We start from the raw sequence: 24,383 nt of genomic DNA, 5'->3' as shown, positions 1-24,383 counted from the left end.
TTTAACAATTAAAATAGAACAGCTATTTTAGTGTTTTTGAAAAAACTAATTTATGTAAACAGTTAGACTTCTTTTATGATTGAAGTTTTAGGTTCATAAATAAATTGAACGACTAAAATACTAACAGATATTAAAAGTCCTAAAATAGCAACACCTTGCCAACCAAAGTTTTGCCAAGCATAAGCTCCTAAAAAAGTACCAAAAGCACCACCAATAAAAAAGCCAACCATATACACTGTATTCACTCGGTTTCTTGCTTCTGGATTCTTAGAAAAAATAGTAACTTGGTTGGTAATATGTAATACTTGCATCCCTAAATCTACAATAATTACTCCCAAAGCTAAACCTATTAGTGAATATCCAGAAAAGAAGAAAATAACCCAAGAAACCATTAATAATACGGTAGAGAAGATAATCATACTCTTTCTGGTATATTTATCATTCATCTTTCCTACAACGGTTGCTCCAAGTGCTCCAACAATACCAAAGACACCAAAAGCACCAGCAATATCACTATCGTAATTAAAATGATCTTCCATTAAAAAAACAAAGGTGGTCCAAAAAACACTTAATCCGGCAAAACCAAGTCCGCCACGTAAAGCAGCCAATCGTAACGAGGGTTCTGTTTTAAAATAATGCCCTATAGATTTTAATAAGCTTCCATAACTTCCTTTATAATTTGGTTTAATTTTTGGTAATTTATATTGAAGTAAAATAAAAAGCAACACCATAAGTACGGTTGCAGCAGAAAACATAAATCTCCATCCAAACCATTTGCCAATAACACCACTTATTACACGGCTTCCTAAAATACCAATTAGCAATCCGCTCATTACAATACCGATGGCACGACCACGACCTTTATCGTCTGATAATTGTGCAACCATAGGCACAAATAGTTGAGGTATTGCTGATGAAAAGCCAATAAAAAAACTACTGATTATTAAAAGGTATAAAGTACTAGATAAGGATGCAGCAATAAGTGATAATATCATTAAAGCAAAATCGAACTGTAATATTTTTTTGTTAGAAACCTTATCTCCTAAAGGAACAATAAACAACAATCCAAAAGCATACCCCAGTTGTGTAGCTAAAGGGACTTTACTTATAGCAGATTCACTAACTCCAAATTCTAAAACCATTTGGTGCAGCAGTGGTTGGTTGTAATAGAGGTTTGCCACAACAAGTCCTGCAGATATACTCATTAAATAGAGTACGGAATTGGATAAATTTTTACTCATTTTTATAAAAATTAAATGATTTTTTTTTAGTCATTATTTAATAGAATAGCCTAAAAAGGCGGGATCAAATTTAGATATTATAACACCAAATTTATTCATAGTAACTACATTTTATATTGCTTTTTTTTATATATCTAAAAAATTATTAGATTGGATGTTTAACACCCCAAACAGTCTTTTACATTTAACTTAGAAAGCAAATAGTTTTATATTTGAAGTGTTTAGCTCATAAAATAATTACTTACTACTGGCAAAACTATTATGAATATGCAACTGTTTTATACAATAAAGTACAAGTAAACGGAACAAGATTTTATGAAGTAGTTGGTATTATAAATGTAAGCTAACATAAATACATTGGGTAATATCTATTGAAAAATAGGAGGGTAGTTGTAAAATTATCCGCCTATTTATATTCTTTTAGATTATTATTTTAAGTTAGAAAAATTAGAACTACTAGGCAATTCAAAGATTTGTAAATTAAAATAAGGGACTGCAGCTATTACATGGTCAAAAATATCCGACATTATGTATTCATAGTTTTTCCAGCGTTTATCACTACTAAAAGCATAAATTTCAATAGGGATTCCTTGCGTTCCTGGTGCCATTTGACGCACCATAATCATCATTTCTTTATTCGTACCAGAATGATTTTCTATATATGTTTCAATATATTTTCTAAAAACACCAATATTGGTAAGGTTTCTACCGTTTAGCAGTAATTCTTTATTGATATTATTGGTCTCATTATAGGCGTCAATATCTGCTTGACGGTTTTCTAAATAAGTAGTAATGGATTGAATTTTCTTTAAATCATTAACTTCTTGTGTAGATAGATAATGAATGCTTTCTAAGTTAATATTTAAAGACCTTTTTATACGTCTACCATCAGAATTAGTCATTCCGCGCCAGTTTTTAAAAGAATCTGAAATTAAGGCATAAGTAGGAATTGTGGTAATGGTTTTATCAAAATTTTGGACTTTTACGGTTGATAAATTAATTTCAATAACATCTCCGTCTGCACCATATTTTTCAAAAGTAATCCAATCTCCAATTCTTACCATATCATTGATAGAAACCTGAATACTGGCAACAAACCCTAAAATAGTATCTTTAAATACTAAGATTATAACTGCAGAAGCAGCACCAATGGTGGTAATAAATTTAATAAACTCAATACCTGTAATAATAGCAAAAGCAGATAAAATTCCGAATACCCAAGCAAAAATCATAAATACTTGCGTGTAACTATCTATTGGTTTGTCTTTTAAATTGGGTAAGGTTTTAAAATAATCTTTAAGAGAATTTAATAAACTTCTTACAATCCAAAGTATTAAAACAATGGTAAATACCTCTAAACTTTTCTGAATTATATTTTCTATATATGGAAAATCTAAAAATACAGCAGGCACACATTCTAAAGCAAAAATTAACGGAATAATATGCGCTACGTTCCGTGGTACTTTATTTTTAACTAATAAATCATCAAAATTAGTTTTACTTCTTAAAGCAAACTGAGTAAATAATTGTACTATTATTTTTCTAATAATATAATCGATTAAAAACGTAATAATCAATACTACTATTAGCAAAGCAAACATATTTATATATGCAGCGTACGTTTCTGAGATTCCAGTAGTTATTAAGTAATTGTATAATAAATGTGCAAATTTCATAAATGAAGAGTTTTAAGCCTGTCTATTTGTTTAAAAATAGATGTAGTATGTGTAAATGTTTTTAAAACTAAACCTATTAATAAGTTAGCTTTATAATATCAATTTATTTTGATTTTAAAGTTGAATCGAAAAAGGATATTTTACTTAGAGTAAACGCTCTAAAGCAACTAATTTTGACTAAAAAGTATGTCGCTGCTCTTCTGTGGAAGATGCACTTAATAATTGGTTGAATTTTTTGATAGTATCAAAATTGCTTGAAATTTCATCGGAAACAGCAATTCCAGAAACACCTGTTTCTAAAATAGCCGTAACATCTTCTGTCGTTATTTCTCCAGCTCCAATAATAGGCGTTTCAGTTTTTAAAGCTTCAACAATTAAAGAAAACCCATTTAATCCTAAAGCGGTAGGTAAGTTATCTTGGTTTTTGGTATCTCTAAACGGACTTAAAGTAATATAATCTACCTTTTTGCTAATTAAGGCTTTACAATCTTTTAAGGTGTTTGCAGTTCCGCCAACAATTTGCCAAGTATATAAATGTTCTAATGCTGTTGTTGCACAGAAATCTTTATTTTCTAAATGAACGCCATCTGCTTTTACTTCTTTTGCAATTTTATAGTGATTGCTTAAAATTAATCTTGTTTGAAAGTGAGACGTAATTTCTCTAGCTTCTAATGCTAATTTTAGATATTTTTTTTCAGAAATAGCATTTATATGTAATTGCACTAATTCTGCTCCAGCCGAACACGCTTTCTGAATATTTTCTAGATGTTCTTTTGGAGAATTACCTTGAGATATATAATGTAGTTTAGGTATCATTATGAGTTCGTTTTTTAGAGGAGAGTTAAAGCTTTAAAAGCGTATCTTATTTAAGAGATATTGTTTTTGCGTATTGCATAAAATAAGACTCAAATCGTTTTAAAATTGGGTGCATTTTATCTGAATATAATACATATTGACATTTATGAATACTTTGTGTAATTGCCATTAATGCTGCATACGCCGTTTTTTCAATTAAAAATTCAGCATCATCAATGTTAAAAATCTTTAATTGCGTTGTGTTTATTCCTTCTAATAAAAGCAATTTATTCATAGTTTTAGGCGTAGCAATAAGTACGTCTACACCTTCAAATATTTCTGATTTTAACAATTCTATGTGTTCTCTATCATCACAAGCATAAATACGCAAAGCATCATATTTACTAAGTTTTATAAATTCATCATGTAATGCAAGGGCTTTTTCTGAGTTTTCTACTAAAACCAATGCTCTTGGTGCTGTACCAACTTCTTCACATTTTAATTTGTGTAAGGTAGTAAGTACTAAAGTAGTTGTTTTTCCGGCACCTGTTGGAGCTGTACAAAATACGTTTGCACCACTTTTAATAACAGGTATACTTTTACTTTGTAATAGAGTAGGAGTTGTTATTTCTAGAGATTCTAAAATCTCTTTTATATCTGCATGTAATTTTTTAAAAGGCATATCTAAAAAAAGGTAAATGTTTAATGTAAAAAATAAGGGCAAATATACAACTTAATTGACGTACATATTTTTATGTACAAGGTGTTTTTTAGTAGTTCTAGTATAAAAGGTCTTTTTAACATATTCGTGGTAATACTTTATTATTTTAAGTTTTAAAAGCATCTATAATATGGTTTTTATAATTAATCTATTTCTTTTTTTTAAGGAGAAGTTTAAATTGTATCTTCCTACTAATTATAAAATCAGAAAAAAAAGACAAAATTACTTAGGTAATACAAAAGTTATTTGATTTTTTTGCAGTTCAAACCTCATACTAAATGGATAATCTAATAACCTTTGCAATAACTGTCTTTACAGGCTTTTTTGCTATAACCAACCCCATCTCTAACATGACGGTTTTTGTGTCTTTAACACGAGGATTAGATAAAAAGACAAAAAGAGACATTAATAAGCGTAGTAATATTATTGCTTTTGTAATTGTAACTGTTTTTGTTCTTTTAGGTAAATATATTTTTGAGTTGTTTAATATAAGTATTCCTGCATTTAAAATTACAGGTGGTATTTTAATTTTTTATATTGGATTTGAAATGCTACAATCTAAAAAATCTGATGTAAAAAATATAAAAAATGTAGATGTTGATGAAGATATTGCGGTGTCTCCATTGGCAATTCCTATTTTGGCAGGCCCAGGAACCATTGTAACTGCTATGAATTTTGTGGCGAATGTAGAAACCATACATATCATTTTAGTTATTGCTATATTCGGAACTATGAGTTTAATTACTTTTTATACTTTTAGATTAAGTGATTTAATAGTAAAAGTAGTGGGTAATAACGTAATTTCTGTTATTGGTAAAATAATGGGTTTAATAATTGCCATTATTGGTACAGGTATGGTGATTACAGGTATTAAAATTTCTTTTCAATTAATGTCTTTATAATTCTAGACATATCATCATTCAATATTTGAAGGAAACTTAATTTCCGTAAGTTCATATACTTTAATAGGTTTAGTAATACAGCGTTTAATTCTTTTTAGAGCATTTCTTAATTTTATAAAAGGAAATTTGTTTTTTCACAATCTTCTGGGTACTATGTAACTCAGTTATAGGTAATACATAAATTACTAATTGCAATCTTAACCATGTTATTTAAGGTTGCTTTTTTGTTTGATACATCTATTTTTTACGAAACAACAGCACCTAACTTATTTATAATATTACTGTAGCAAATGTTATATTAGTTGATGTACTTAGTTGTAAATGTAGTTTATCATCAAAAGAAATAAGAAACGTATTTACGGCATTATTGTCAACACTTAAAACTGCTTTTTTATTTTCAATTTAAAGAAGTTATTTATGCTTGTATATTCATGATTATTTAGAATATATATTGCTTTTTTTTTCTAATATTATAAAAAAAGCACTTTTAATTTAATCTAATTTTTAACATTCAATTTCTTAAAAAAATAAGTAATTAATTTAATAATCGTGATATCTTTGAACTTAATATAAAGAATTACAACTTTTGCATTTGTAATTATAAAAAGTAACAAAATAAATAAAGTTAAAATATGACAGGAAGTCTACTTTTTATTGCAATTATATTGTTAGCAGGAGCAATTATTTGCGTGTCTATTGCCAAACGATTAGGTTTAAGTTCTGTATTGGGCTATTTAATAGCAGGTGTTGTAATTGGGCCTTATATGCTAGGAGTTATTGGAGAAGAAGGACAAGATATTATGCATATTTCTGAGTTTGGGGTTGTAATAATGTTGTTTTTAATAGGTCTAGAGATTGAGCCTAAGAATTTTTGGAACATGCGAAAAACCATTTTAGGAATGGGAGGTATACAAGTTTCTGTAACCATGTTATTATCTTATTATCTCTTTATATATTTTGATTACGAATCTAAAGTTGCCTTGGTATTATCTATGGCTGTAGCACTTTCTTCTACTGCAATTGTACTACAGACTATAAAAGAAAAAGGATTGATGAATACCACTTCTGGCGCCTCTGCTTTTTCAATTTTATTGTTTCAAGATATCGTTGTTATTTTTATGATTGGTTCTATACCGTTAATGGCTAGTTCTAATCTAAAAACAGTTAACAATAATCATGGTGGGCACGTAAATTTATTAGATGGTTTGCCAATGGAACTGCAAGCCTTAGCCATTATTGCATCTGTAGTTTTTATTATTGTAGCTGGTCGTTATTTAATTGTACCTATGTTACGTAAAGTTGTAAAATCTGGAGTTAGAGAGCTCTTAATTGCAGCTGCTTTTTTAATTGTTTTTGGTATTTCATTTGTTATGGAGTATGTTGGGTTAAGTCCAGCGTTAGGAGCCTTTTTAGGAGGTGTAGTCTTATCTAATAGTGAGTTTAAGCATGAGCTAGAAAGCACTTTAGAACCCTTTAAAAATCTTATGTTAGGGTTGTTTTTTATTGCTGTTGGTGCTTCTATTAACTTTATTGTAATTGCTAATAGTCCTTTTACTATTGGAGGTATTTTAGTTGCTGTTATTTTTATAAAAGCCATTGTTTTATTTATAGTAGGCCTTATTTTTAAATTAAAAATAGATCAGAATTTATTGTTGACTTTTAATTTATCGCAAGTAGGGGAGTTTGCTTTTGTATTGTTGTCCTTTGCTTTTCAATCTAGTATTTTAGACCAAGAACATCTAGACATTATGCTTGTTGTTACCGCCTTAACTATGGCTATTACACCTATTGCTAGTATGATTAATGAGCGTTTAATTCTTCCTAGAATAGGGACAAAAGAGTCTGTAAAAAGACCCATGGACGAACACACAAAATCTGAAAAAATTATATTGGTTGGTTTTGGACAATTTGGAAGTACTATAGGTCGTTTTTTAAAATCTCATGATATAGAAACCACTATTTTAGACCACGACTCTAATCGAGTAGATTATCTTAGAAAATTAGGTTTTGAAGTGTATTATGGTGATGCAACACGTATGGGATTATTAGAGTCTGCCGGTATTGCAGATGCTAAAATTTTAATTTGTGCAGTAGACAATCCAGATGCTGCCCATGAAATAAGCAAACAGGTTAAGAAAAAATATCCGCATGTAGAATTAATGGTTAGAGCAAGAAATAGATATGATGCCTACGAGTTGGTTAATTTAGGAATAGAAAATATATATCGAGAAACTTTAGAGACTTCCTTAACGTTAGCTTGTGATGTTTTAACTAAAGTTGGTTTTCAAAAAGAAACATTAAAAAAACAAGTTACCAACTTTATTAAGTACGACGAAGAAAGTATAAGACGTTTGGCAGCAGAACCTAAAGGAGACGATAATTATATATTTAAAAAGCGTGAAGAATATAAACAGCAAGTAGCATCTCTTAAAGAAGATATTAAAAGAGATAAAATAGGATCATAAACCTATTGTTTAGTTAATATCTTTTAAGTAACTGTAAGTCAATATTTTAACTTTAATTTTTATTACTTTTTTTATTCATTATAATTATAAAATAATTACAATACGGTTATATGCTTTAGATAAAATATTTAATCCTGCTTCGGCAGGATTTTTTTTAGCCTAAATACAAGTAAAAAGAGGAAACTATCTTAGTAAATAGATTAATAAAGATAATATATACACTTAGAATAAGTGAGTTTAAAAGGCTTTAAAACGGATGAAAATACCTTTTATCAATATAAAAAAGAAGAAAAAATTACAAAGAAGCAGGCAAGAAGATGCTAATTTATAAAAAGAAGAAGATAAAAAAAGTGGTTGTCTAAAGTGAAGTTTTACGTTAACCTGAATTTATTTCAGATTCTTATCAATTATAAATTTTGATAAGTTGAAATACTGAAGCAAATTCAGTATTTCAAAATGCAATACTTTTAGACAACCACTTGTACTTAGGTGATAATACTATTATTTACTAGAACCACTAAATTTATAAGTAACTCCAAAATTTAACCCAAAAGAAGAATAAGGAACTTTTTGAGATAATTTTTTGATATGAGTAGCTTCTCCTGCTTGTGATGCTGCTTTTGCTGTTGCTAATTGCTCAATTGCTTCTGCATGAGATAATTCATCTACATAAGTGGTTGTGTTAAAAACATCATTACCAGCACCAGTAGGTTTTGGCAAGCCACTTTCTAAATTGAAATTAGCAACGACTGTACCATCTGCTAAAGCAACATCTGTATTAAATTCTTTAAATTCAGAATCCTTTCTTTTTAAACTAATTCCGTAGTATTCTGCTTCTACAAAAAGAGCAAAATGTTCATTTAAATCATAAGAATATCCTAATGCACCCACAAAACCTAAAGGAAATTGCCCATGAAAGTCTTCTATATAATTTGTTTCAGAATAAGAACCATTAGGTAATCCTTGGGGCGATGGATTTGCATCTGTATAGAAAGATTTGTTATAAACAACAGCTTCTGTTTTACCACCAACTTTAATTAAAGCACCAATACGTCCGTAAAAGTTAGATGAAAAATTATAAATCATAGAAACAGATCCTCCAAACGCACGTGCTCTTGCAATGGCGTTTACTTCTGCAACACCTGGTATAGATGTTTTATTAATTGTTTGGTCTGCACCATGTAAATATCCCAAACCTAATTCAAGCCCAAATTTTTCATTTAAAAAATAAGTTCCTCTTAACTGAAAATTCGAACCTTCACCATAACTACCATAATTGTTTTCTGTACCTGTTGTAGTTGTTGTAGTTCCTGTAAGCATCCCAGCACTACCCATTGCGTAACCACTACTTGCCGATATTTGAAATTGTGCTAAAGAAGCTGTACTCACTAAAATTGCTGCGACTGCTGTAATTAATTGTTTCATACTATTTAATTTTTGAATTATTTATAAAAAGATAGAAATTTTAGGTTTTACCGTATCTCAAATAAAAAGATTTGATTGCTAACTATTAGAGATCATTTTAAGCGCCATAAATTAAAATCGATGGCAAATATACTTTTTTTTTGATAAGGTTGATAAACCTAATTAAAGGTAAATATTTTCAATTTAATAAGATACTTTTTTAGTGAAAATATTGATAAATACTACTAACTACCTGCTAGACATATAGATAGTAAATACGCTAAAAAGAATTGCTTTTTTAGTTTTATTTAAAACCATAAGAATGTGAGGTTACTAATTATCTAATTATAGGTTAAGTTTCTGTAATTTTAGTACCAATAATGGCTACTTTAAAACTAGTTTTCCTAATTTATTGTTACCAGATAACCAAGCGGTTTTTCTATCTACAAACTGTATCGCATAATACGGTTCTTTACTAACCTCTGTCCAGGTAATACCACCATTATTAGAATATGAAATTCCTGTTACACCAACAGCAAAAACTTCTTTTCCTTTGGTTTTAGGCACATACCGCACACAGCTTTTGTAGTTAGGGTTTTGTCTATCGGAAACTAAAGTCCAAGTGAGTCCGCCGTTATTAGTTATGGCTTTATTTGCATTATTTTCTAAAGGTTTAGAGTAGTCACCACCTATTATAATTCCATTATTTTTATCAACAAAATCAATAGAATAAATACCTTGTGGTCCATTTCCTTGCACAATTGGCGTGTTATAAATTTGCCAAGTATTTCCAAAATCATCCGACTTTAAAATGCGTGCTTTTTTTCCTCCAGATGCTATCCAAACTGTACTTCCAATAGTTTTAATATTGGTGTTACTTGCAGCAAAAAAAGCTTCACCATCTTCAAATTTAGGTAAATTAGCACACGGAATTTTATGCCAAGTATCTCCACTATCTGAAGTTAGAAGAATAGACGCACAATTTTCTGTAGGATCTCCAACCGCAATGCCATGTTGGTTATCATTAAAAAACTGCAAAGCATCATAAAAAACTTTCTCGTGATTCTCTGTGTATTTTAAGGTTGCTTTTCCATCTGAAAGTTGATATAATAAAGCAGGATTACCAATACTTAAAGCAAAAATACCTTTATTATTTGAAGCAATACTTCTAAAATTTGGGCGAATAGAATCTTGATATTTAATTTCTAAAACAATAGGTTTTAACTTAGAATTCTCATTATCAGAAAAGAAACCAATATTTCCATTTGAGCCTGCATATACAACTTCATTTTTATTAATAACCTGAATTGCACGTATGCTAACACTGTCTATTTTAAATTCTTTTACGGTAATAGTCTTGATTTCTCTAGGTTGATAAATGTCTGCACAAGACACAAAAGCTAGGAAACCAAAAATAAATATGATTATTCTCTTCATTTTTGATACTTTTATAGCTCTAAAATAGTTGTTTTTTTAAAACTTATTCGCTTATTTATTGGAGAGGTAAGAATATATTTAAATTAAAAAATATTATTTTAGATTCTGCCGGTGTTCGTCTTGATTGAAAAAGATAGGTGGGAATGACAATTTTAAAGGTATTTACTATAAAAATAGTGAGACTTTTTTTTAAAAATAACAAATCGTTTTTAGATAATGAAAAGAGCATTGGTAATTTCAGGAGGAGGAAGTAAAGGGGCATTTGCAGGCGGAGTTGCGCAATACTTAATGAAAAAAGAGCATAAAGATTACGATATATTTATAGGCACATCTACGGGGAGTTTAATGGTTTCTCACTTAGCTTTGGGCAAATTAGATGAACTAAAAGATCTTTACACCAATGTAAATCAGAAAACTATTTTTAGTAATAATCCTTTTAAAATTAAAAAAGTAGCCGGAGAAAAAGTAGTTAGTATTCGACATTTAAATACTTTTTGGAACTTTTTAAACGGAAGAAAAACTTTTGGAGAAAGTAAAAACTTACGAACTTTAATTAAGAAAAAAATTACTAAAGAAATATATCATGAAATTAGAAATAACAACAAAGAAGTTGTTGTAACAGTTTCTAATTTAACAGCCAATCAAATTGAATATAAATCTATAAACGATTGCACCTATGACGATTTTTGTGATTGGATTTGGGGTTCTTGCAATTATGTACCTTTTATGAGTTTGCTAGAAAAAAATAATTGTCAGTATGCAGATGGAGGTTTTGGTTCTTTAGTACCCATTAGAGAAGCTATTTTAAGAGGAGCCACAGAAATTGATGCTATTATTTTAGAAACAGAAGTTACTCAGTTTAATAAATTACCCGCTACAAACCCATTCTCTTTATTGTTTGATGTGTTCGATTTTATGTTGGCACACGTAGAAAGACACAATATTACCATTGGTAAATTAGCGGCTACAAATAAAGGAATTAAATTAAATTTATATTACACCCCAACTGTTTTAACAACTAATTCTTTAGTTTTTGATCAAACTTTAATGCGTAAATGGTGGAAATCTGGTTATAAATATGCAAAGTCTAAGAGAGAAGAATTAATGAGTGAATTTAGACCCGATGTTTTAACTGATCAAGAAATTGAAGAGGGGATAGACGATTTAGAGGACTTAGACTTATAAATTCATTCGGTTTTTTTATGCCTTCGGATATAAAGTTTATGATATTTTATTGATTATTCGCTAGCGCGAGCGTCTCGCTCGTGAAACAACAAATAAAATACAACAAGCAATTTACAAAAAGCTTATATGAGATATTTGCAATGATTTTTTTTTTAATAAAATAGTTGTGTGGGCACGAGCGGGACGCTCGCGCCAGCAGATAAAAATAATAAACTATATAAATGAGCAGAAAATATAAATTTGGAGAAAAATCAGGAGCTTATTTTATCAGTTTTGCTACTGTAAATTGGATTGATGTGTTTACAAGAGACGCTTATTTTTGGTGCATTATAGCATCTTTAGATTATTGTAGAAAGAATAAAGGAATGGAAATTTATGGATATTGTATTATGCCAAGTCATATCCATTTAATTTTTCGTTCTGCTTTAAATGATCCTTCAGGTTTAATTAGAGACTTTAAGGGGTTTACTTCAAAAAAAATGCTGAAAATTATTGAAGAAAATCCTCAAGAAAGCAGAAAAAAATGGATGCTTTGGATGTTTGAGAGAGCTGGGAGAAAGAATAGTAATATTACTAATAGACAGTTTTGGCAACAACATAATCAGCCAATTGAAATTTGGTCCTTGAAGGTATTTGAGCAAAAACTAAAATATATTCATAATAACCCTATAGAAACCGGTTTTGTAACTGATGCTATAGACTGGAAATATAGTAGTGCTAGAAATTATGGCAATAACGATTCCAGTATCTTAGAAATAGATATGAATTAGATTATTAACAAATAAAGTTACATAACGATTGAATTTACATTCACGCTAGCACGAGCGTCCCGCTCGTAACACAACAATAAAAAGTCAATCTGAAATTTACAAAAAGCTTATATGAGATTTTTGTAATGATTAGTTTTTTAATAAAATAACACGTTATATAAATAGGCACGAGCGAGACGCTCGCGACAGCGGAGTCGTTGAATTTCTATCTGTACAAATAATGGTTACTAACCATCGAACATGTATACATGCTAGCGCGAGCATCTCGCTCGTAACACAACAATAAAAAGTCAACAATCAATTTACAAAAAGCTTACATGAGATATTTGTAATGATTAGTTTTTTAATAAAATAACACATTATATAAATAGGCACGAGGGAGACGCTCGCGACAGCGGAGTCGTTGAATTTCTATCTGTACAAATAATGGTTACTAACCATCTAACGTGTATACATGCTAGCGCGAGCGTCCCGCTCGTGACACAACAATAAAAAGTCAACGATCAATTTACAAAAAGCTTAAATGAGATATTTGTAATGATTAGTTTTTTAATAAAATAACACGTTATATAAATAGGCACGAGGGAGACAATCTAGTCAACAAAGGCAAGGTTTAGTTATTATAGATTTACTTTTTAAATTCCACATACATTTCATTAGCAAAAGGTCTTTGCAATTTAGAATTGGTAATTGGTTCTTTTTTAATAGAAACAGGTGTTTTTGCAGAAGGTATTGTTCCTAATTTAATATAATTTATCGTTCTATTTAATAAAGGCTCTGTTCTGTTTCCTAATATCCCTAAATTTATAGTTCCAGAAATTTGACCATAATCTTCCTCAAACGCAACTTCTGGTGTATAACCATTAGGGTTGTTTTCTCCATTAGCATTAGTTATTTCTAGCACAATAGGTTGCATAGCATAGGTATGATTTGTGTTTAAATTAGCACCGTTTCTCTGTAAATTATCAGAATCATATAGAGTTATAGAACCTACTTGTTTACCAACTGTTTTAGTTCCAACTAATTTTACATCAATATATGCACTTAAAGCATTTATAACTAATTCTGAAGCAGATGCAGTATCTTCTGTTACAATAAAATAGACAGTAGGAAGATTTAAACTATTTATTAGTTCTTTTGTACTTGAAATGTTATCTGTAAAATAATCTATAACATTACTAGCATTATTATTTTCCATTACTTTTTTATTCCACATTTGTTTAGAAAAGACAGTTGTGTTAGATTCTGTCGTAATCATACTTCCCAAATAAGTTGCTGTTTGTACAGATCCACCACCATTGTAACGTAAATCTATAATTAAATCTGTAACTCCGCTTGCTTTAAAAGTAGCAAAAGCAGCATTTAATTCACTATCATAAGAACTTGCAAATTGATTGTATAATAAATAACCAATTTTTTTAGTTCCTTCCGTAAAAACTTCAACTTTTGCAATAGGATTTTCTTGTAATTGAGATTTTGTTAAATTAATAGAATTACCGTTTAATATCGGGTTTCCTCCATTAAAATTGGCTAAATTAATAGTGTAACTAATATTGTCACCAAATAGTAAATTTTGAAGATTTTTGTTTGTAATTTGTGTACCATTAACAGCTTTAAAAACCATACCTCTTAACACCCCTTTAGTATCTGCATCTGATCCTGGTACAACGTATCTTACAACACCATAACCATTGGTATTGCTGTCTTTTTCTGAATATAAAACAAATTCCATTCCATTACTTATAATGATTCCTTGAAAAGAGTTTTCTAAAGCTACATAATCATCCACAATCCAAGAAAAACGGTCGTACCCTTTTTCATTTACATCATACCCATTTTCTTTTGTGTATAATAAATTATCAAATAAATTTTTTGGTGATGAAAAGCCTTCTAAATAACTATTTAATTGATTCTGATTGCTAAAACGCAAATCTGCCAAATCAGGAACATCACTTTGCCATAAATAGTAAGCATTTAAACCTCCCAAAATAAAATTTTCAACTTCTAAATCAGTGGGAATGCCATCTTCACTTTTATCACAATTAATAAAGAGTAGGGAAATTATAAAAAAGACAATTACTTTAGGGAATAATTTAAACGTCATGAATTTATGTTTATAGGATACAACGCAATATAAAAAGAAATAGTATTATTTTTAAAATATGTTGTAACAAAAGATATTGTGCATCGTCTTAATTATGTAAACCGATAATAACAACATAAAATTAGTATCAGTTTACAAGAAAAATCAACCAAACCAAATGAACCAGTCAGACTTTTTAAAAGTTGTTTTACCCTTTAAGGATAAAGTATTCCGTTTAGCAAAAAGACTTTTAGTTTCTACAGAAGAAGCTGAAGATGCTACACAAGAGCTGATCTTTAAATTATGGAAAAGCAAAGAAAAGATTGCTGAATATAAAAATGTTGAAGCGTTTGCTATGACCATGACAAAAAACTATTGTTATGATCGTTTAAAAAGTAAACAAGCAAGTAATTTAACATTAATACACAGTAATTATAAAGAAAAAGATACGTCTTTAGATAAGCAAGTAGAACATAGAGATAGTGTAAACCAAGTACACCAATTGATAGAAAACTTGCCAGAGCAACAAAAAATTATTATTCAATTAAGAGATATTGAGCAATATGATTTTGATGAAATCTGCAAAATGGTAGACATGAAGCCAACAGCAGTAAGAGTTGCGCTATCTAGAGCGAGAAAAACAATAAGAGAACAATTAATTAAAAAACACAACTATGGAGTTAGCTAACATAGAAAAATTAGTAGAAAAATACGAAAACGCAGAAACGTCTTTGCAAGAAGAAACAACCTTAAGAAACTATTTTACAGGAGGGTCTGTTGCACCACATTTGCAAGAATACGAATACATGTTTAACTATTTTGCTACTAGCAAAGATGAAACGTACACAAAAACCATTAAGTTAGAACCTAAGAAATCTAAAAATAGAAACTTAAAATGGTTGTCTGTTGCAGCATCTGTAGTCTTATTATTTAGTGTATTTATTGGTAAAAATGAATACGAAAGATATCAAGCTAAAAAACAATTCGATCAAATAAGTAAAGGGTTAATGCTTTTATCATCTAACCTTCAAAAAGGAGAGCAAGCGGTAGCTACCTTATATACTTATGAAGACACCGTAAAAAAAATATTAAAATAAAAACCAAGTAACAATAGTAAACCAAGTAAACACAGAAATTATGAAAAAAATAGCAATATTAATAGCGTTAGTAATTGCCCCAATGGTAACAAGCGCACAGTCCTTTTTTGATACTTTAGAGGATATGAACGGAGTAGATATGGTAGTAGTAACCAAAGATGCTTTTGAGTTAATCTCTAAATTTAAAAACGTACAAGTAGATGATAATGAAGGAATGAAAGTCTTTCAAATGATTCAAGAGTTAAAAGAGTTTAAAATGTTTTCTACAAAAGATACAAACATTGCAAGTAAAATGGAAGCGATGGCAAATGCTGCAATTAAAAAACAGAATTTAACACAGTTAATGCGTATCAAAGACGATAATTCTCATGTAAAAATTTACGTGCAATCTACACAAAACAAAGATTTTGTTAGTGAAGTATTAATGTTTATTAAAGGAGTTGATAAACAAACAAGTGGACAAGCAGAAGCAATCGTAGTTTCTTTAACAGGAAACATAGATATTAATAAAATGTCTGAATTAGCAGATACTTTTTCTAAAAACAAGTAAATTAATGTCTGTTCGAGTGCTGTCGATAAATTTATCAGTACTAAAAGGATAAAGATAATTTAAAACAGGACTCAAAAAGAGACTACTCATTAACAAAAACTTAAAATAAATCATGAAAAATACAACCAAAATACTTTCTCTTTTATTACTTGTTTTTATGATTACTTCATGTAAAAATGAAAAATCATTACAAGGATATTTAGTGGAAAGTCAAGAGAAATCTGGTTTTATCACCGTAGATATTCCTACAAGTTTTTTACAATTAAAATCAGATGCTGTATCAGACGAAGTTAAAGAAACTTTAAAAAGTATACGAAAAGTAAACGTAGTTGCTTTGCCAATTAAAGGAAATGAAGCTGCGTATGAAGTGGAGAGATTAAAATTAAAAAGTATTTTTAAAGATAATGAAGATTATAAATCTTTAATGTCTCTAAAAGCACAAGGAATGAATGTAAGTCTTTATTATACTGGAGATACAGAATCTATAGACGAAGTAATTGCTTTCGGTTATGGTAATGAAATTGGAGTAGGAGTTGCCCGTTTATTAGGTGATAACATGAACCCTGCTAAAATTATAGAGATGATGAACAGCGTTAAATTTGATGGTGATAATCTTAATTTAGAACAATTTAGTGCTATTTTTAAAGGGAAATAGATTTACAGTATTCAATATAAAGTTGGCAGTTCTAGTATTCAGAAGTAGTTTATCACTGAATACTAGGATTGTCAACTTTTTTTATGTCACAAAAACTCAGGAATTGAAGTTTTTTTTTAATGTAAACAGAATCCGAAAACGGTGAGTAAATAAACCAAAGAGAACGTAATTTTTTTAGCAGAGTTCACAATAGATTTTAATTTTTAGAGAACTATACGATTTTCTTTGTGACTTAGTGGTTAAGCTTTTATTAGTGTAAACTACACTGTAAATTGAATGCTATTTTTAACTGCTAATTAACGAATTACGCTCTAATTATTTATTACTTTTGAAACTTTACGAAAATATATTTTATGATGATTAAAAAAGTGCTGTTTATTGTTTTAGTTTTAGTGAGTTCAATCAGTTTTTCGCAAACTTACACTACTTACAAACCAGAAAGAGATAAAATACACAGTTTAGTACATACCAAATTAAAAGTAGATTTTAATTTTAGCAAGAAACAGTTAAATGGTGAAGCTTGGGTTACCGCAAAACCTCATTTTTATGCAACTAATAAAATTACGTTAGATGCAAAAGCAATGATTATTGAACAGGTTTCTTTAGATAATCAGAAATTAGACTATAAGTATGACGATGCTAGCATTGTTATAGATTTACCAAAAGAATATAAAAAAGACGAAGAATTTACGCTTTATATTAAATACATAGCACGTCCTGAAAAAGTAAAACAAAAAGGTAGTGCGGCAATAACGGATGCAAAAGGTTTATATTTTATTAATGCAGATGGTTCAGACAAAAACAAACCAACTCAAATCTGGACGCAAGGAGAAACTGAAGCAAGCAGTTGTTGGTTTCCTACGATAGACAGTCCGAATCAAAAAACTACACAAGAAATTTATATTACGGTTCCTAAAAAGTTTGTTACACTTTCTAACGGAAAGTTAATAAGCCAAATAGAAAATGGAACAAACAGAACCGATTATTGGAAAATGGATCAAAAGCATGCTCCTTACTTATTTTTTATGGGAGTAGGAGCGTATGAAATTATTAAAGATTCGTATAAAAATATTCCTGTAGATTATTATGTAGAAAAAGAATATGCTCCGTATGCAAAAGATATTTTTGGCTTAACTCCAGAAATGATTGGTTTCTTTTCTGATATTTTAGGAGTAGAATATCCTTGGAATAAATATAGCCAAATTGTAGGAAGAGATTATGTTTCTGGTGCCATGGAAAACACAACAGCTGTAATTCATGGAGAACAAGCATACCAAACTCCAGGGCAATTAATTGACGAAAATGTGCAAGAAAACACCATTGCACACGAGCTTTTTCATCATTGGTTTGGAGACTTAGTAACCTCAGAAAGCTGGTCTAATTTAACTTTAAACGAATCTTTTGCAAATTATAGCGAGTATTTATGGAGAGAACATAAATACGGAAAACTAGACGCAGATATGCATTTGTTTGATGATAGTCAGGCGTATTTAAATGGACAAGATATTGATAAACATTTAGTCCGTTTTAACTATGTAGACAAAGAAGATATGTTCGATTTAGTTAGCTATAACAAAGGTGGCGCTATTTTACACATGTTACGTAATTACCTAGGTGATGAAGCTTTTTTCTTAGGATTAAAAACCTATTTAAATGAAAATAAATACCAAGCTGCAGAAGTACATCAGTTAAGATTGGTTTTTGAAAAAATAACAGGTAAAGACTTAAACTGGTTTTTTAACCAATGGTATTTTGGTGCTGGCCACCCAAGAATAGATGTTTCTTACGATTACAATACGATTCAGAAAAAAGTAACTGTAAATCTTTTACAAACAAATGTAAATGAATTTAAATTTCCTTTAGCAATAGATATTTTTGAAAATGGTAAAAAAATAAGACACAACGTTTTTGTTGACGGAAATGACGCATCTTTTACATTTTCTTATACAAAACAACCAACGTTAATTCAAATAAATGCAGATGGTGTTTTATTATGTGAAATTACAGAAAATAAGGTGTTAAGTGATTATATTTTTCAGTTGAAAAATGCTGAAAATTATCAACATAGAAGAGAAGCTTTATTAGAAGTAGCTAAAAAACAAGAAGAAAAAGAGGCATTTAATGCGGTGGAAGCTGCAATGAGTGATGCTTCTTATAAAATTAGAATACTTGCTCTACAAAAGATAGATTTAATTAATAAATCTTCTAAAAAAGATGCTATTAATAAAATAATGAAAATTGCCAATTCAGATGAAAAAACATTGGTGCAAGCAACTGCAATTGAAACTTTAGGTAAATTAACAGATCCAGCATTGAAGTCTATTTTTGAAAAAGGTTTACAAAGTAAATCTTATTCTGTTATAGGAAAATCTTTGGTTGGCATGTATTATATAGATAAACCAACAGCAATTGCTAAAGCTAAAGAATTACCAGACGAAATTAAAAAGATATTAGCAACGCCTTTAACGCGCATTTACATAGAAGAAAACGACAAAAATGAATTACCTTTTATTGCTAAAAGTGTGGTTTCTGGAATGTTTTTATCGGGTGATGATGCTACAAAAAATCTTTATCAAAAAGCATTTAAGCAAATCTCTGAAAGTAATAATTCTGAAGCAATTCAGAATTTAGTAGATGATATGGTGGTAAAAGGAAATCAATACAAGTCTTTTAATTTTGATAAAGTGGTTATTAATTTAATGAAAACCATGATTAATGATCAAAAAGCAAAAAACACGCCAAATAAAGTTAGAAATACAGAAATTATAAAAGAATCAATGGCAAAATTACTATAATTTTTTTTTCAATGAAATGATGAGTAATTGAATATCTTCTGTTTATACGGACAAAAAAGAGGTTTTATTTATGTGTTACACATAGATAAAACCTCTTTTAATTTTTAGAAAGTAAACCCTTTAATTTTGTGTTTCTTTAGGTATTGTAAAGTAAAATATAGTTCCTTTATCAACCTCACTTTCAACCCAAACTTCTCCTTTGTAAAGCTGAATTACTTTTTTTACAATAGAAAGACCAATACCAGATTTCGTTTCACTATCATCAACACTCTGAAAAAGTTCAAATATTTTTTTAAAATACCTTTCTTCAATTCCTTTTCCGTTATCTTTAATGTGAAACTTCCAAAATTGAGGCGTTTCTGTTACGCCAATTTCTATTTCTCCTTTTTCATCAACAATACTTTTAATTGCATTTTGAAGTAAATTTTGAAAAACTTGAAGAATTCTATGTTTATTTCCTTTTATAGTTGGTAAATTTTGATCAACCTTAATTTCTATAGATTTTGGTATAACCATTAACTTTACAAGCTCGTTTACCAAATTGAGTGTATTAATATCATATTCTTCCATTTCATTATTATCAATGCTAGAATATTTTAAAATACCAGTAATTAAAGATTCCATTCTTTCTAGATTTTCTAGAATTAATTGAGTGTACATTTCACTTTCTTCCGTTAGCTTGTTTTCTTTGTCACTTTCAATCCAATTTACTAAAGTATATACGCTTTGTAACGGTGTTTTTAAATCGTGAGAAACAATATGAGCATAGTTGTTTAATTCGGTGTTTTTATGCTCTAAGTTTTTTAAAAGTTCTTCTCTTGCTTTGTTTGCTTTTAAAATATCATCAGATTGTTTTTCTATTTGTTTTACCAAATTTATAGACTCGTTAATTTCTGAGGAATTTTCTATCGAGTCAATATTTAAAACATTTGCTATGTAATTTAAACTCTTTATAACTTTTTTAAGATTCTTAGACTCTTTTTGTGCGTCTTTACGATCTGTAATATCTGTAACAGCACCTATTACATTAATAATTTCATTTTCTTTATTTAGTAATAATGATACATTTAAATCTCCCCAAATAACCGTTTTATCTTTTCTAATATAACGTTTTTCTATATTATAAGAATCAAATTCTCTTTTAATCAGTTTATCAAACTTCTCAAGATCTGTATTTAAATCATCTAAATGTGTAAAATCTGCAAAGGTCATGTTTGTCATTTCCTCTTCAGAATATCCTAAAATATCTAGAAGTTTTTTATTTGTAAATTCTGGTTTTCCTTTTAAATCGACCAAAGTAATACCAATACCAGCATTGTTAAAAATAGAATAGAACTTTCTTTCTGTTAACTTTAATTCGTCTAATTTAATGTTTAGGTTTTTTTGTGTTTTATTTTTTAATCCCTCTAATTCAATATTTTTTTTCTGAAGTTCTTTGTATTGAATTCGTATTCTGTTATTATAATACTGAATACCAATTAGAATAAAAAGTATTAAAATAGCACTAAGAATAAATGATAACCACTTATAAAAATTATAAATAGATTGAGATTTATAAACCTGCTTTAAATCTATTTTATGAATAAGTATAAGTGTTTTATTCTCTTTATAATTACTATTTTTTAAACTAGTGTTATTAATTGTTAATTTATTAAATACGTAAATAACATCTTTATAAGTATCGCTTCCAGCATTGTTTTGCTGTATGTTTTGCCACAACTGTTTATGTGTGTTTTTTAAAGCTAAACTATCTGAATTAGTAGTAATATGACTAAAATTTTTGTATTTATCTTTAGATATTAAAGAGAAACCCTCAGATGTATTTAATTCAAACGAAGTATATTTAAGATTGCTTTGATTAGATAATTTATTAAAAATATCGCTAATAAAATAATTAACAACTATTAAACCTGTCCACTTATTATTAACATTGTATGTTTTTTTAGCAACTCTAAGTACTGGGTTGTATGGAATTTCAATTTTCCCAAAATCCATATTTAAATCTATATTTGAAAAATAGATTTCGTTTTTCTTTAAATTTTTAGCATTTTTAAAGTAATACCTATTGCTTTTATCTTGTAAGTTAATAGAATCCACAACTTTGGCAGAGTTAACGCTATCAAAATCTACCCGAACAACTTCATGACCAAGAGTGTCTATAAAACGAACTTGATCATAAGTAGTTTGTAGGTTAGAAAAATGAAGAAAAAAGTCTTCTAATTTTTCTCTTTTAGGATGTATGTCTTTATTAAAACCTGTTGTATTAAATTGCCAATCAATAATATCAATATCTGTAGCTAGATATTTATAGATTTCATTAATTAAAATTCCTTTTGCGTTTAAATCATTTTCTGCACTATTTTTTATAATTTCTAACTCGTTTTGGGTAATAATTTTATAATAATTATCGATACCTAAATAAGTAACAAGAACCAAAGGGATAAAAAACAGCAGGAGTTTATTTGTTTTAACAAATTTCATTTGAGTTCTATTTTTTCATAACAAATTGATTTGTAATATTTATTACATCTTTTTGTGTAATTTTTATGGCAGATTTCTTTATTTTTTCTAGAAACACTTCTACTTCTTCAGCACTTCCTGGAGCTCCTAAATTCTGACCATTATTATCATTAGAATCTGTAATAAGCGCTAAGTTGTTATCTAAAATTAACCAAAAGGGTAAGCCAGCTTTATCTCCATCATACTTTTTTAATAAATCTAGAGAACCTGGGTTTTCTAAATTTTTATTTTTTGAAGATTCTAGCACAACAATAGGTACAATTACATAATTATCATCAAAAAACTTTTTAGTCTTTTTAGAATGCATGTCTTTGGTCATTTTATGGCACCAACTACACCAAGAAGCCTCAAATTTTATAAAAATAGATTTCCCTTCTTTTTTTGCTTTCTTTTGTGCTTTTTCTAATAAAACTTTTGTACTTTCTTGTGCTGATGTTTGATAATTAACAGCCAATAAAGCGGTTATAAAAAGTACTAAAAATTTAACTTTCATAGATTGGTTTTTAATGTGTTAAAATACTACTATTTACATAGTCTTAATAGTTTACTAAGATAACTTTTTTAAAGCCTCAATAATCTCATTAGGTTCAGAACGTGTTCTATAATCAACATTTACATAATTCCAAGCAACAACGCCATTTTTACTTAATATAAATGTAGCAGGAATTGGCAATATACTGCCATTACCATTGTTTATCTTTTCTAAATCAAGATTACGATCTACTCGCATGTGCTCTGCCATAAACTCAGGTACTTCCCAAGCAACTCCATATTTAGATGCTACTTTTGCATTTTGGTCAGACAATACTATAAAATCCATTTCATTAATCTCGCTTTTTGTTAAAGAACCATCTGGTACTTGCGGACTAATAGCAACTAATGAAGCTCCCAAAGCTTTAATTTCGTTTAACTTTGCTTGCAAGGCTCTTAGTTGTAAGTTGCAATACGGACACCAATCACCTCTATAAAATGTAATTACAAGAGGACCTTTTTCTAATAAAACATCTAATGAAATTAAATTCCCTTCAGCATTAGGCAACTCAAAACTTGGTGCTTTTTCACCTACTTTAAGCGCATTTTTACCTTCTTCAAAATCTTTTGCTTTTGCTATAATTTCATCAATCCCTTTCATAAAGTTAGGGTTATTCTTTCTTCCTGCTGCAATTTTAGCGTCTGTTTGTGCTCTTAGGTTTTTCATTATTTTCTGTAATTAGTTTTTACTGATATTTCAAATGTAAATATTTATTAGGCTGTTTTAAGGAAAATCAATATTAAAGTTTAAAAAATAAAATTCTTATTTTTTTAAGAGAGTACTTGTTTGATAAATAAAAGTTGTTTACAAGCAAACATCCAGCATTGTATAGAATGTTAGATATTTGTTTTATTAGTTGCTAATTTTTTAAGATAGATTAGCAAGAATTATTGTACTAGGCGAGAAGTAGTCTATAAATTATATACGGTATTGGCAATTGTTATTTAACGCTTTCTCCTAACAAGGTTACTTTATTTAACCACTTTGCTCTAAAAGCAGAAGTTGAATTTTTTATTGAAGCTATATAAGTTGTTTTTACAGGGTTTATTCCACAAAATTTTAGTGTTCCGTTTTTTAACTGGTTTATTGCCGGACTTTTCATTACCAGAAAATCATACCATTTTGGTGTATCTGCGGTAATAATTAAACGTGCAGATTTTCCTTTCAGTAGTTTTTCGGGTAATGCTTTTCCCTTAATCGGTAAATATGTAATTGATGGTAAAAATGTTCTGTCTATAAAGCCTTTCATAAGTGCAGGATAACCATACCACCACATTGGAAACACCCAAACAATATGATCTGCTTTTTTAATTTTTTCAATGGCTAAAACTAAATCAGGCTCCAATTCCATTCTTTTGCGATACCCAAATTGCAGATTAGGATTAAACTCCAATTCTGCAATGTTAATTTTAGAAATTATAGCATTTGTTTTATTTGCTCCTTTTAGGTAAGCTTCTGATAAGGCATAATTAAAACTCTCTTTATCAGGATGTCCATTTATTATTAGTACTTGTTTCATAATTGTTCTTTGTTTTGTGCAAAGAACAATACTTCT

21 protein-coding genes are annotated in these 24,383 nt (G+C 28.9%); 10 read left to right on the top strand and 11 right to left on the bottom strand.

The window, feature by feature from the left end:
- Window positions 1-62 precede the first annotated feature (62 nt).
- Window positions 63-1,241 carry an MFS transporter gene (locus tag GQS58_RS14775; protein WP_166387262.1) on the bottom strand — a complete coding sequence of 393 codons (1,179 nt, stop codon included), beginning with the start codon at window positions 1,239-1,241 and terminating at the stop codon, window positions 63-65.
- A 212-nt stretch (window positions 1,242-1,453) separates the two neighbouring features.
- Here GQS58_RS14775 and GQS58_RS17310 point away from each other — a divergent pair, with 212 nt between their 5' ends.
- Window positions 1,454-1,588, top strand: a complete 135-nt coding sequence (locus GQS58_RS17310; RefSeq protein ID WP_262887963.1) for a hypothetical protein — start codon at window positions 1,454-1,456, stop codon at window positions 1,586-1,588.
- 81 nt (window positions 1,589-1,669) lie between these two features.
- Here the strand turns inward: GQS58_RS17310 and GQS58_RS14770 are convergent, their stop codons facing one another.
- From GQS58_RS14770 to GQS58_RS14760, 3 genes are all read right to left on the bottom strand, one after another.
- Window positions 1,670-2,917 carry a mechanosensitive ion channel family protein gene (locus GQS58_RS14770; RefSeq protein WP_166387260.1) on the bottom strand — a complete coding sequence of 416 codons (1,248 nt, stop codon included), beginning with the start codon at window positions 2,915-2,917 and terminating at the stop codon, window positions 1,670-1,672.
- A 177-nt stretch (window positions 2,918-3,094) separates the two neighbouring features.
- Entirely contained in the window at window positions 3,095-3,733 is a 639-nt protein-coding gene (locus GQS58_RS14765; protein ID WP_166387258.1) for a thiamine phosphate synthase, read from the bottom strand.
- 46 nt (window positions 3,734-3,779) lie between these two features.
- Window positions 3,780-4,394 carry a DEAD/DEAH box helicase gene (locus GQS58_RS14760; RefSeq protein ID WP_166387256.1) on the bottom strand — a complete coding sequence of 205 codons (615 nt, stop codon included), beginning with the start codon at window positions 4,392-4,394 and terminating at the stop codon, window positions 3,780-3,782.
- 317 nt (window positions 4,395-4,711) lie between these two features.
- Between GQS58_RS14760 and GQS58_RS14755 the strand changes: the two genes are divergently transcribed.
- Together GQS58_RS14755 and GQS58_RS14750 are read left to right on the top strand one after the other, a co-directional pair.
- Window positions 4,712-5,335 (top strand): MarC family protein, encoded by a 624-nt coding sequence (locus tag GQS58_RS14755; RefSeq protein WP_166387254.1) that lies wholly within the window; start codon window positions 4,712-4,714, stop codon window positions 5,333-5,335.
- A gap of 632 nt (window positions 5,336-5,967) precedes the next feature.
- The gene (locus tag GQS58_RS14750; RefSeq protein WP_166387252.1) at window positions 5,968-7,800 is read left to right on the top strand and encodes a cation:proton antiporter; all 1,833 of its coding nucleotides are present in this window, start codon (window positions 5,968-5,970) and stop codon (window positions 7,798-7,800) included.
- A 501-nt stretch (window positions 7,801-8,301) separates the two neighbouring features.
- Here the strand turns inward: GQS58_RS14750 and GQS58_RS14745 are convergent.
- Together GQS58_RS14745 and GQS58_RS14740 are read right to left on the bottom strand one after the other, a co-directional pair.
- Entirely contained in the window at window positions 8,302-9,225 is a 924-nt protein-coding gene (locus tag GQS58_RS14745) for an outer membrane beta-barrel protein (protein ID WP_166387250.1), read from the bottom strand.
- Window positions 9,226-9,588: 363 nt separating this feature from the next.
- A complete protein-coding gene (locus GQS58_RS14740; protein ID WP_166387248.1) occupies window positions 9,589-10,641 on the bottom strand; it encodes a WD40/YVTN/BNR-like repeat-containing protein in 1,053 nt (350 codons plus the stop codon).
- Window positions 10,642-10,857: 216 nt separating this feature from the next.
- On the opposite strand from GQS58_RS14740, the gene GQS58_RS14735 reads away from it, so the two are divergent.
- Window positions 10,858-11,826 (top strand): patatin family protein, encoded by a 969-nt coding sequence (locus GQS58_RS14735; protein ID WP_166387246.1) that lies wholly within the window; start codon window positions 10,858-10,860, stop codon window positions 11,824-11,826.
- Window positions 11,827-12,047: 221 nt separating this feature from the next.
- Window positions 12,048-12,596 (top strand): REP-associated tyrosine transposase, encoded by a 549-nt coding sequence (locus GQS58_RS14730; protein ID WP_166387244.1) that lies wholly within the window; start codon window positions 12,048-12,050, stop codon window positions 12,594-12,596.
- A gap of 628 nt (window positions 12,597-13,224) precedes the next feature.
- On the opposite strand, the gene GQS58_RS14725 is transcribed toward GQS58_RS14730, so the two are convergent.
- A complete protein-coding gene (locus GQS58_RS14725) occupies window positions 13,225-14,700 on the bottom strand; it encodes a S41 family peptidase (RefSeq protein ID WP_166387242.1) in 1,476 nt (491 codons plus the stop codon).
- Window positions 14,701-14,857: 157 nt separating this feature from the next.
- Here GQS58_RS14725 and GQS58_RS14720 point away from each other — a divergent pair, with 157 nt between their 5' ends.
- The 5 genes from GQS58_RS14720 (at window position 14,858) to GQS58_RS14700 (ending at window position 19,776) form a co-directional block, all read left to right on the top strand.
- Window positions 14,858-15,367, top strand: a complete 510-nt coding sequence (locus GQS58_RS14720) for an RNA polymerase sigma factor (RefSeq protein WP_166387240.1) — start codon at window positions 14,858-14,860, stop codon at window positions 15,365-15,367.
- On the top strand, window positions 15,354-15,776 hold the full coding sequence (locus tag GQS58_RS14715; RefSeq protein WP_166387239.1) for a hypothetical protein: 423 nt from the start codon (window positions 15,354-15,356) through the stop codon (window positions 15,774-15,776). Before GQS58_RS14720 ends, GQS58_RS14715 begins: the two co-directional genes overlap by 14 nt.
- Before the next feature lie 40 nt (window positions 15,777-15,816).
- Complete coding sequence (locus tag GQS58_RS14710; RefSeq protein ID WP_166387237.1) at window positions 15,817-16,326, top strand: DUF4252 domain-containing protein; 510 nt, start codon at window positions 15,817-15,819, stop codon at window positions 16,324-16,326.
- Window positions 16,327-16,438: 112 nt separating this feature from the next.
- Window positions 16,439-16,981 carry a DUF4252 domain-containing protein gene (locus GQS58_RS14705; RefSeq protein ID WP_166387235.1) on the top strand — a complete coding sequence of 181 codons (543 nt, stop codon included), beginning with the start codon at window positions 16,439-16,441 and terminating at the stop codon, window positions 16,979-16,981.
- Window positions 16,982-17,334: 353 nt separating this feature from the next.
- A complete protein-coding gene (locus GQS58_RS14700; RefSeq protein ID WP_166387233.1) occupies window positions 17,335-19,776 on the top strand; it encodes a M1 family metallopeptidase in 2,442 nt (813 codons plus the stop codon).
- A 120-nt stretch (window positions 19,777-19,896) separates the two neighbouring features.
- On the opposite strand, the gene GQS58_RS14695 is transcribed toward GQS58_RS14700, so the two are convergent.
- The 4 genes from GQS58_RS14695 to GQS58_RS14680 all read right to left on the bottom strand — a co-directional run bounded on the left by GQS58_RS14695 (window position 19,897) and on the right by GQS58_RS14680 (window position 24,347).
- Window positions 19,897-22,257, bottom strand: a complete 2,361-nt coding sequence (locus tag GQS58_RS14695; RefSeq protein ID WP_166387231.1) for a sensor histidine kinase — start codon at window positions 22,255-22,257, stop codon at window positions 19,897-19,899.
- 7 nt (window positions 22,258-22,264) lie between these two features.
- On the bottom strand, window positions 22,265-22,789 hold the full coding sequence (locus GQS58_RS14690; protein ID WP_166387229.1) for a thioredoxin family protein: 525 nt from the start codon (window positions 22,787-22,789) through the stop codon (window positions 22,265-22,267).
- Window positions 22,790-22,843: 54 nt separating this feature from the next.
- Entirely contained in the window at window positions 22,844-23,494 is a 651-nt protein-coding gene (locus tag GQS58_RS14685; protein ID WP_166387227.1) for a peroxiredoxin-like family protein, read from the bottom strand.
- 274 nt (window positions 23,495-23,768) lie between these two features.
- Window positions 23,769-24,347 (bottom strand): NAD(P)H-dependent oxidoreductase, encoded by a 579-nt coding sequence (locus tag GQS58_RS14680; RefSeq protein WP_166387225.1) that lies wholly within the window; start codon window positions 24,345-24,347, stop codon window positions 23,769-23,771.
- Between the last annotated feature and the right edge of the window lie 36 nt (window positions 24,348-24,383).

It is taken from the genome of Polaribacter sp. 11A2H (assembly GCF_011379025.1).
GTDB lineage: Bacteria > Bacteroidota > Bacteroidia > Flavobacteriales > Flavobacteriaceae > Polaribacter.
The sequence above is the reverse complement of the archived record's forward strand: the minus strand, read 5'-3'. Positions and strand labels throughout refer to the sequence as shown.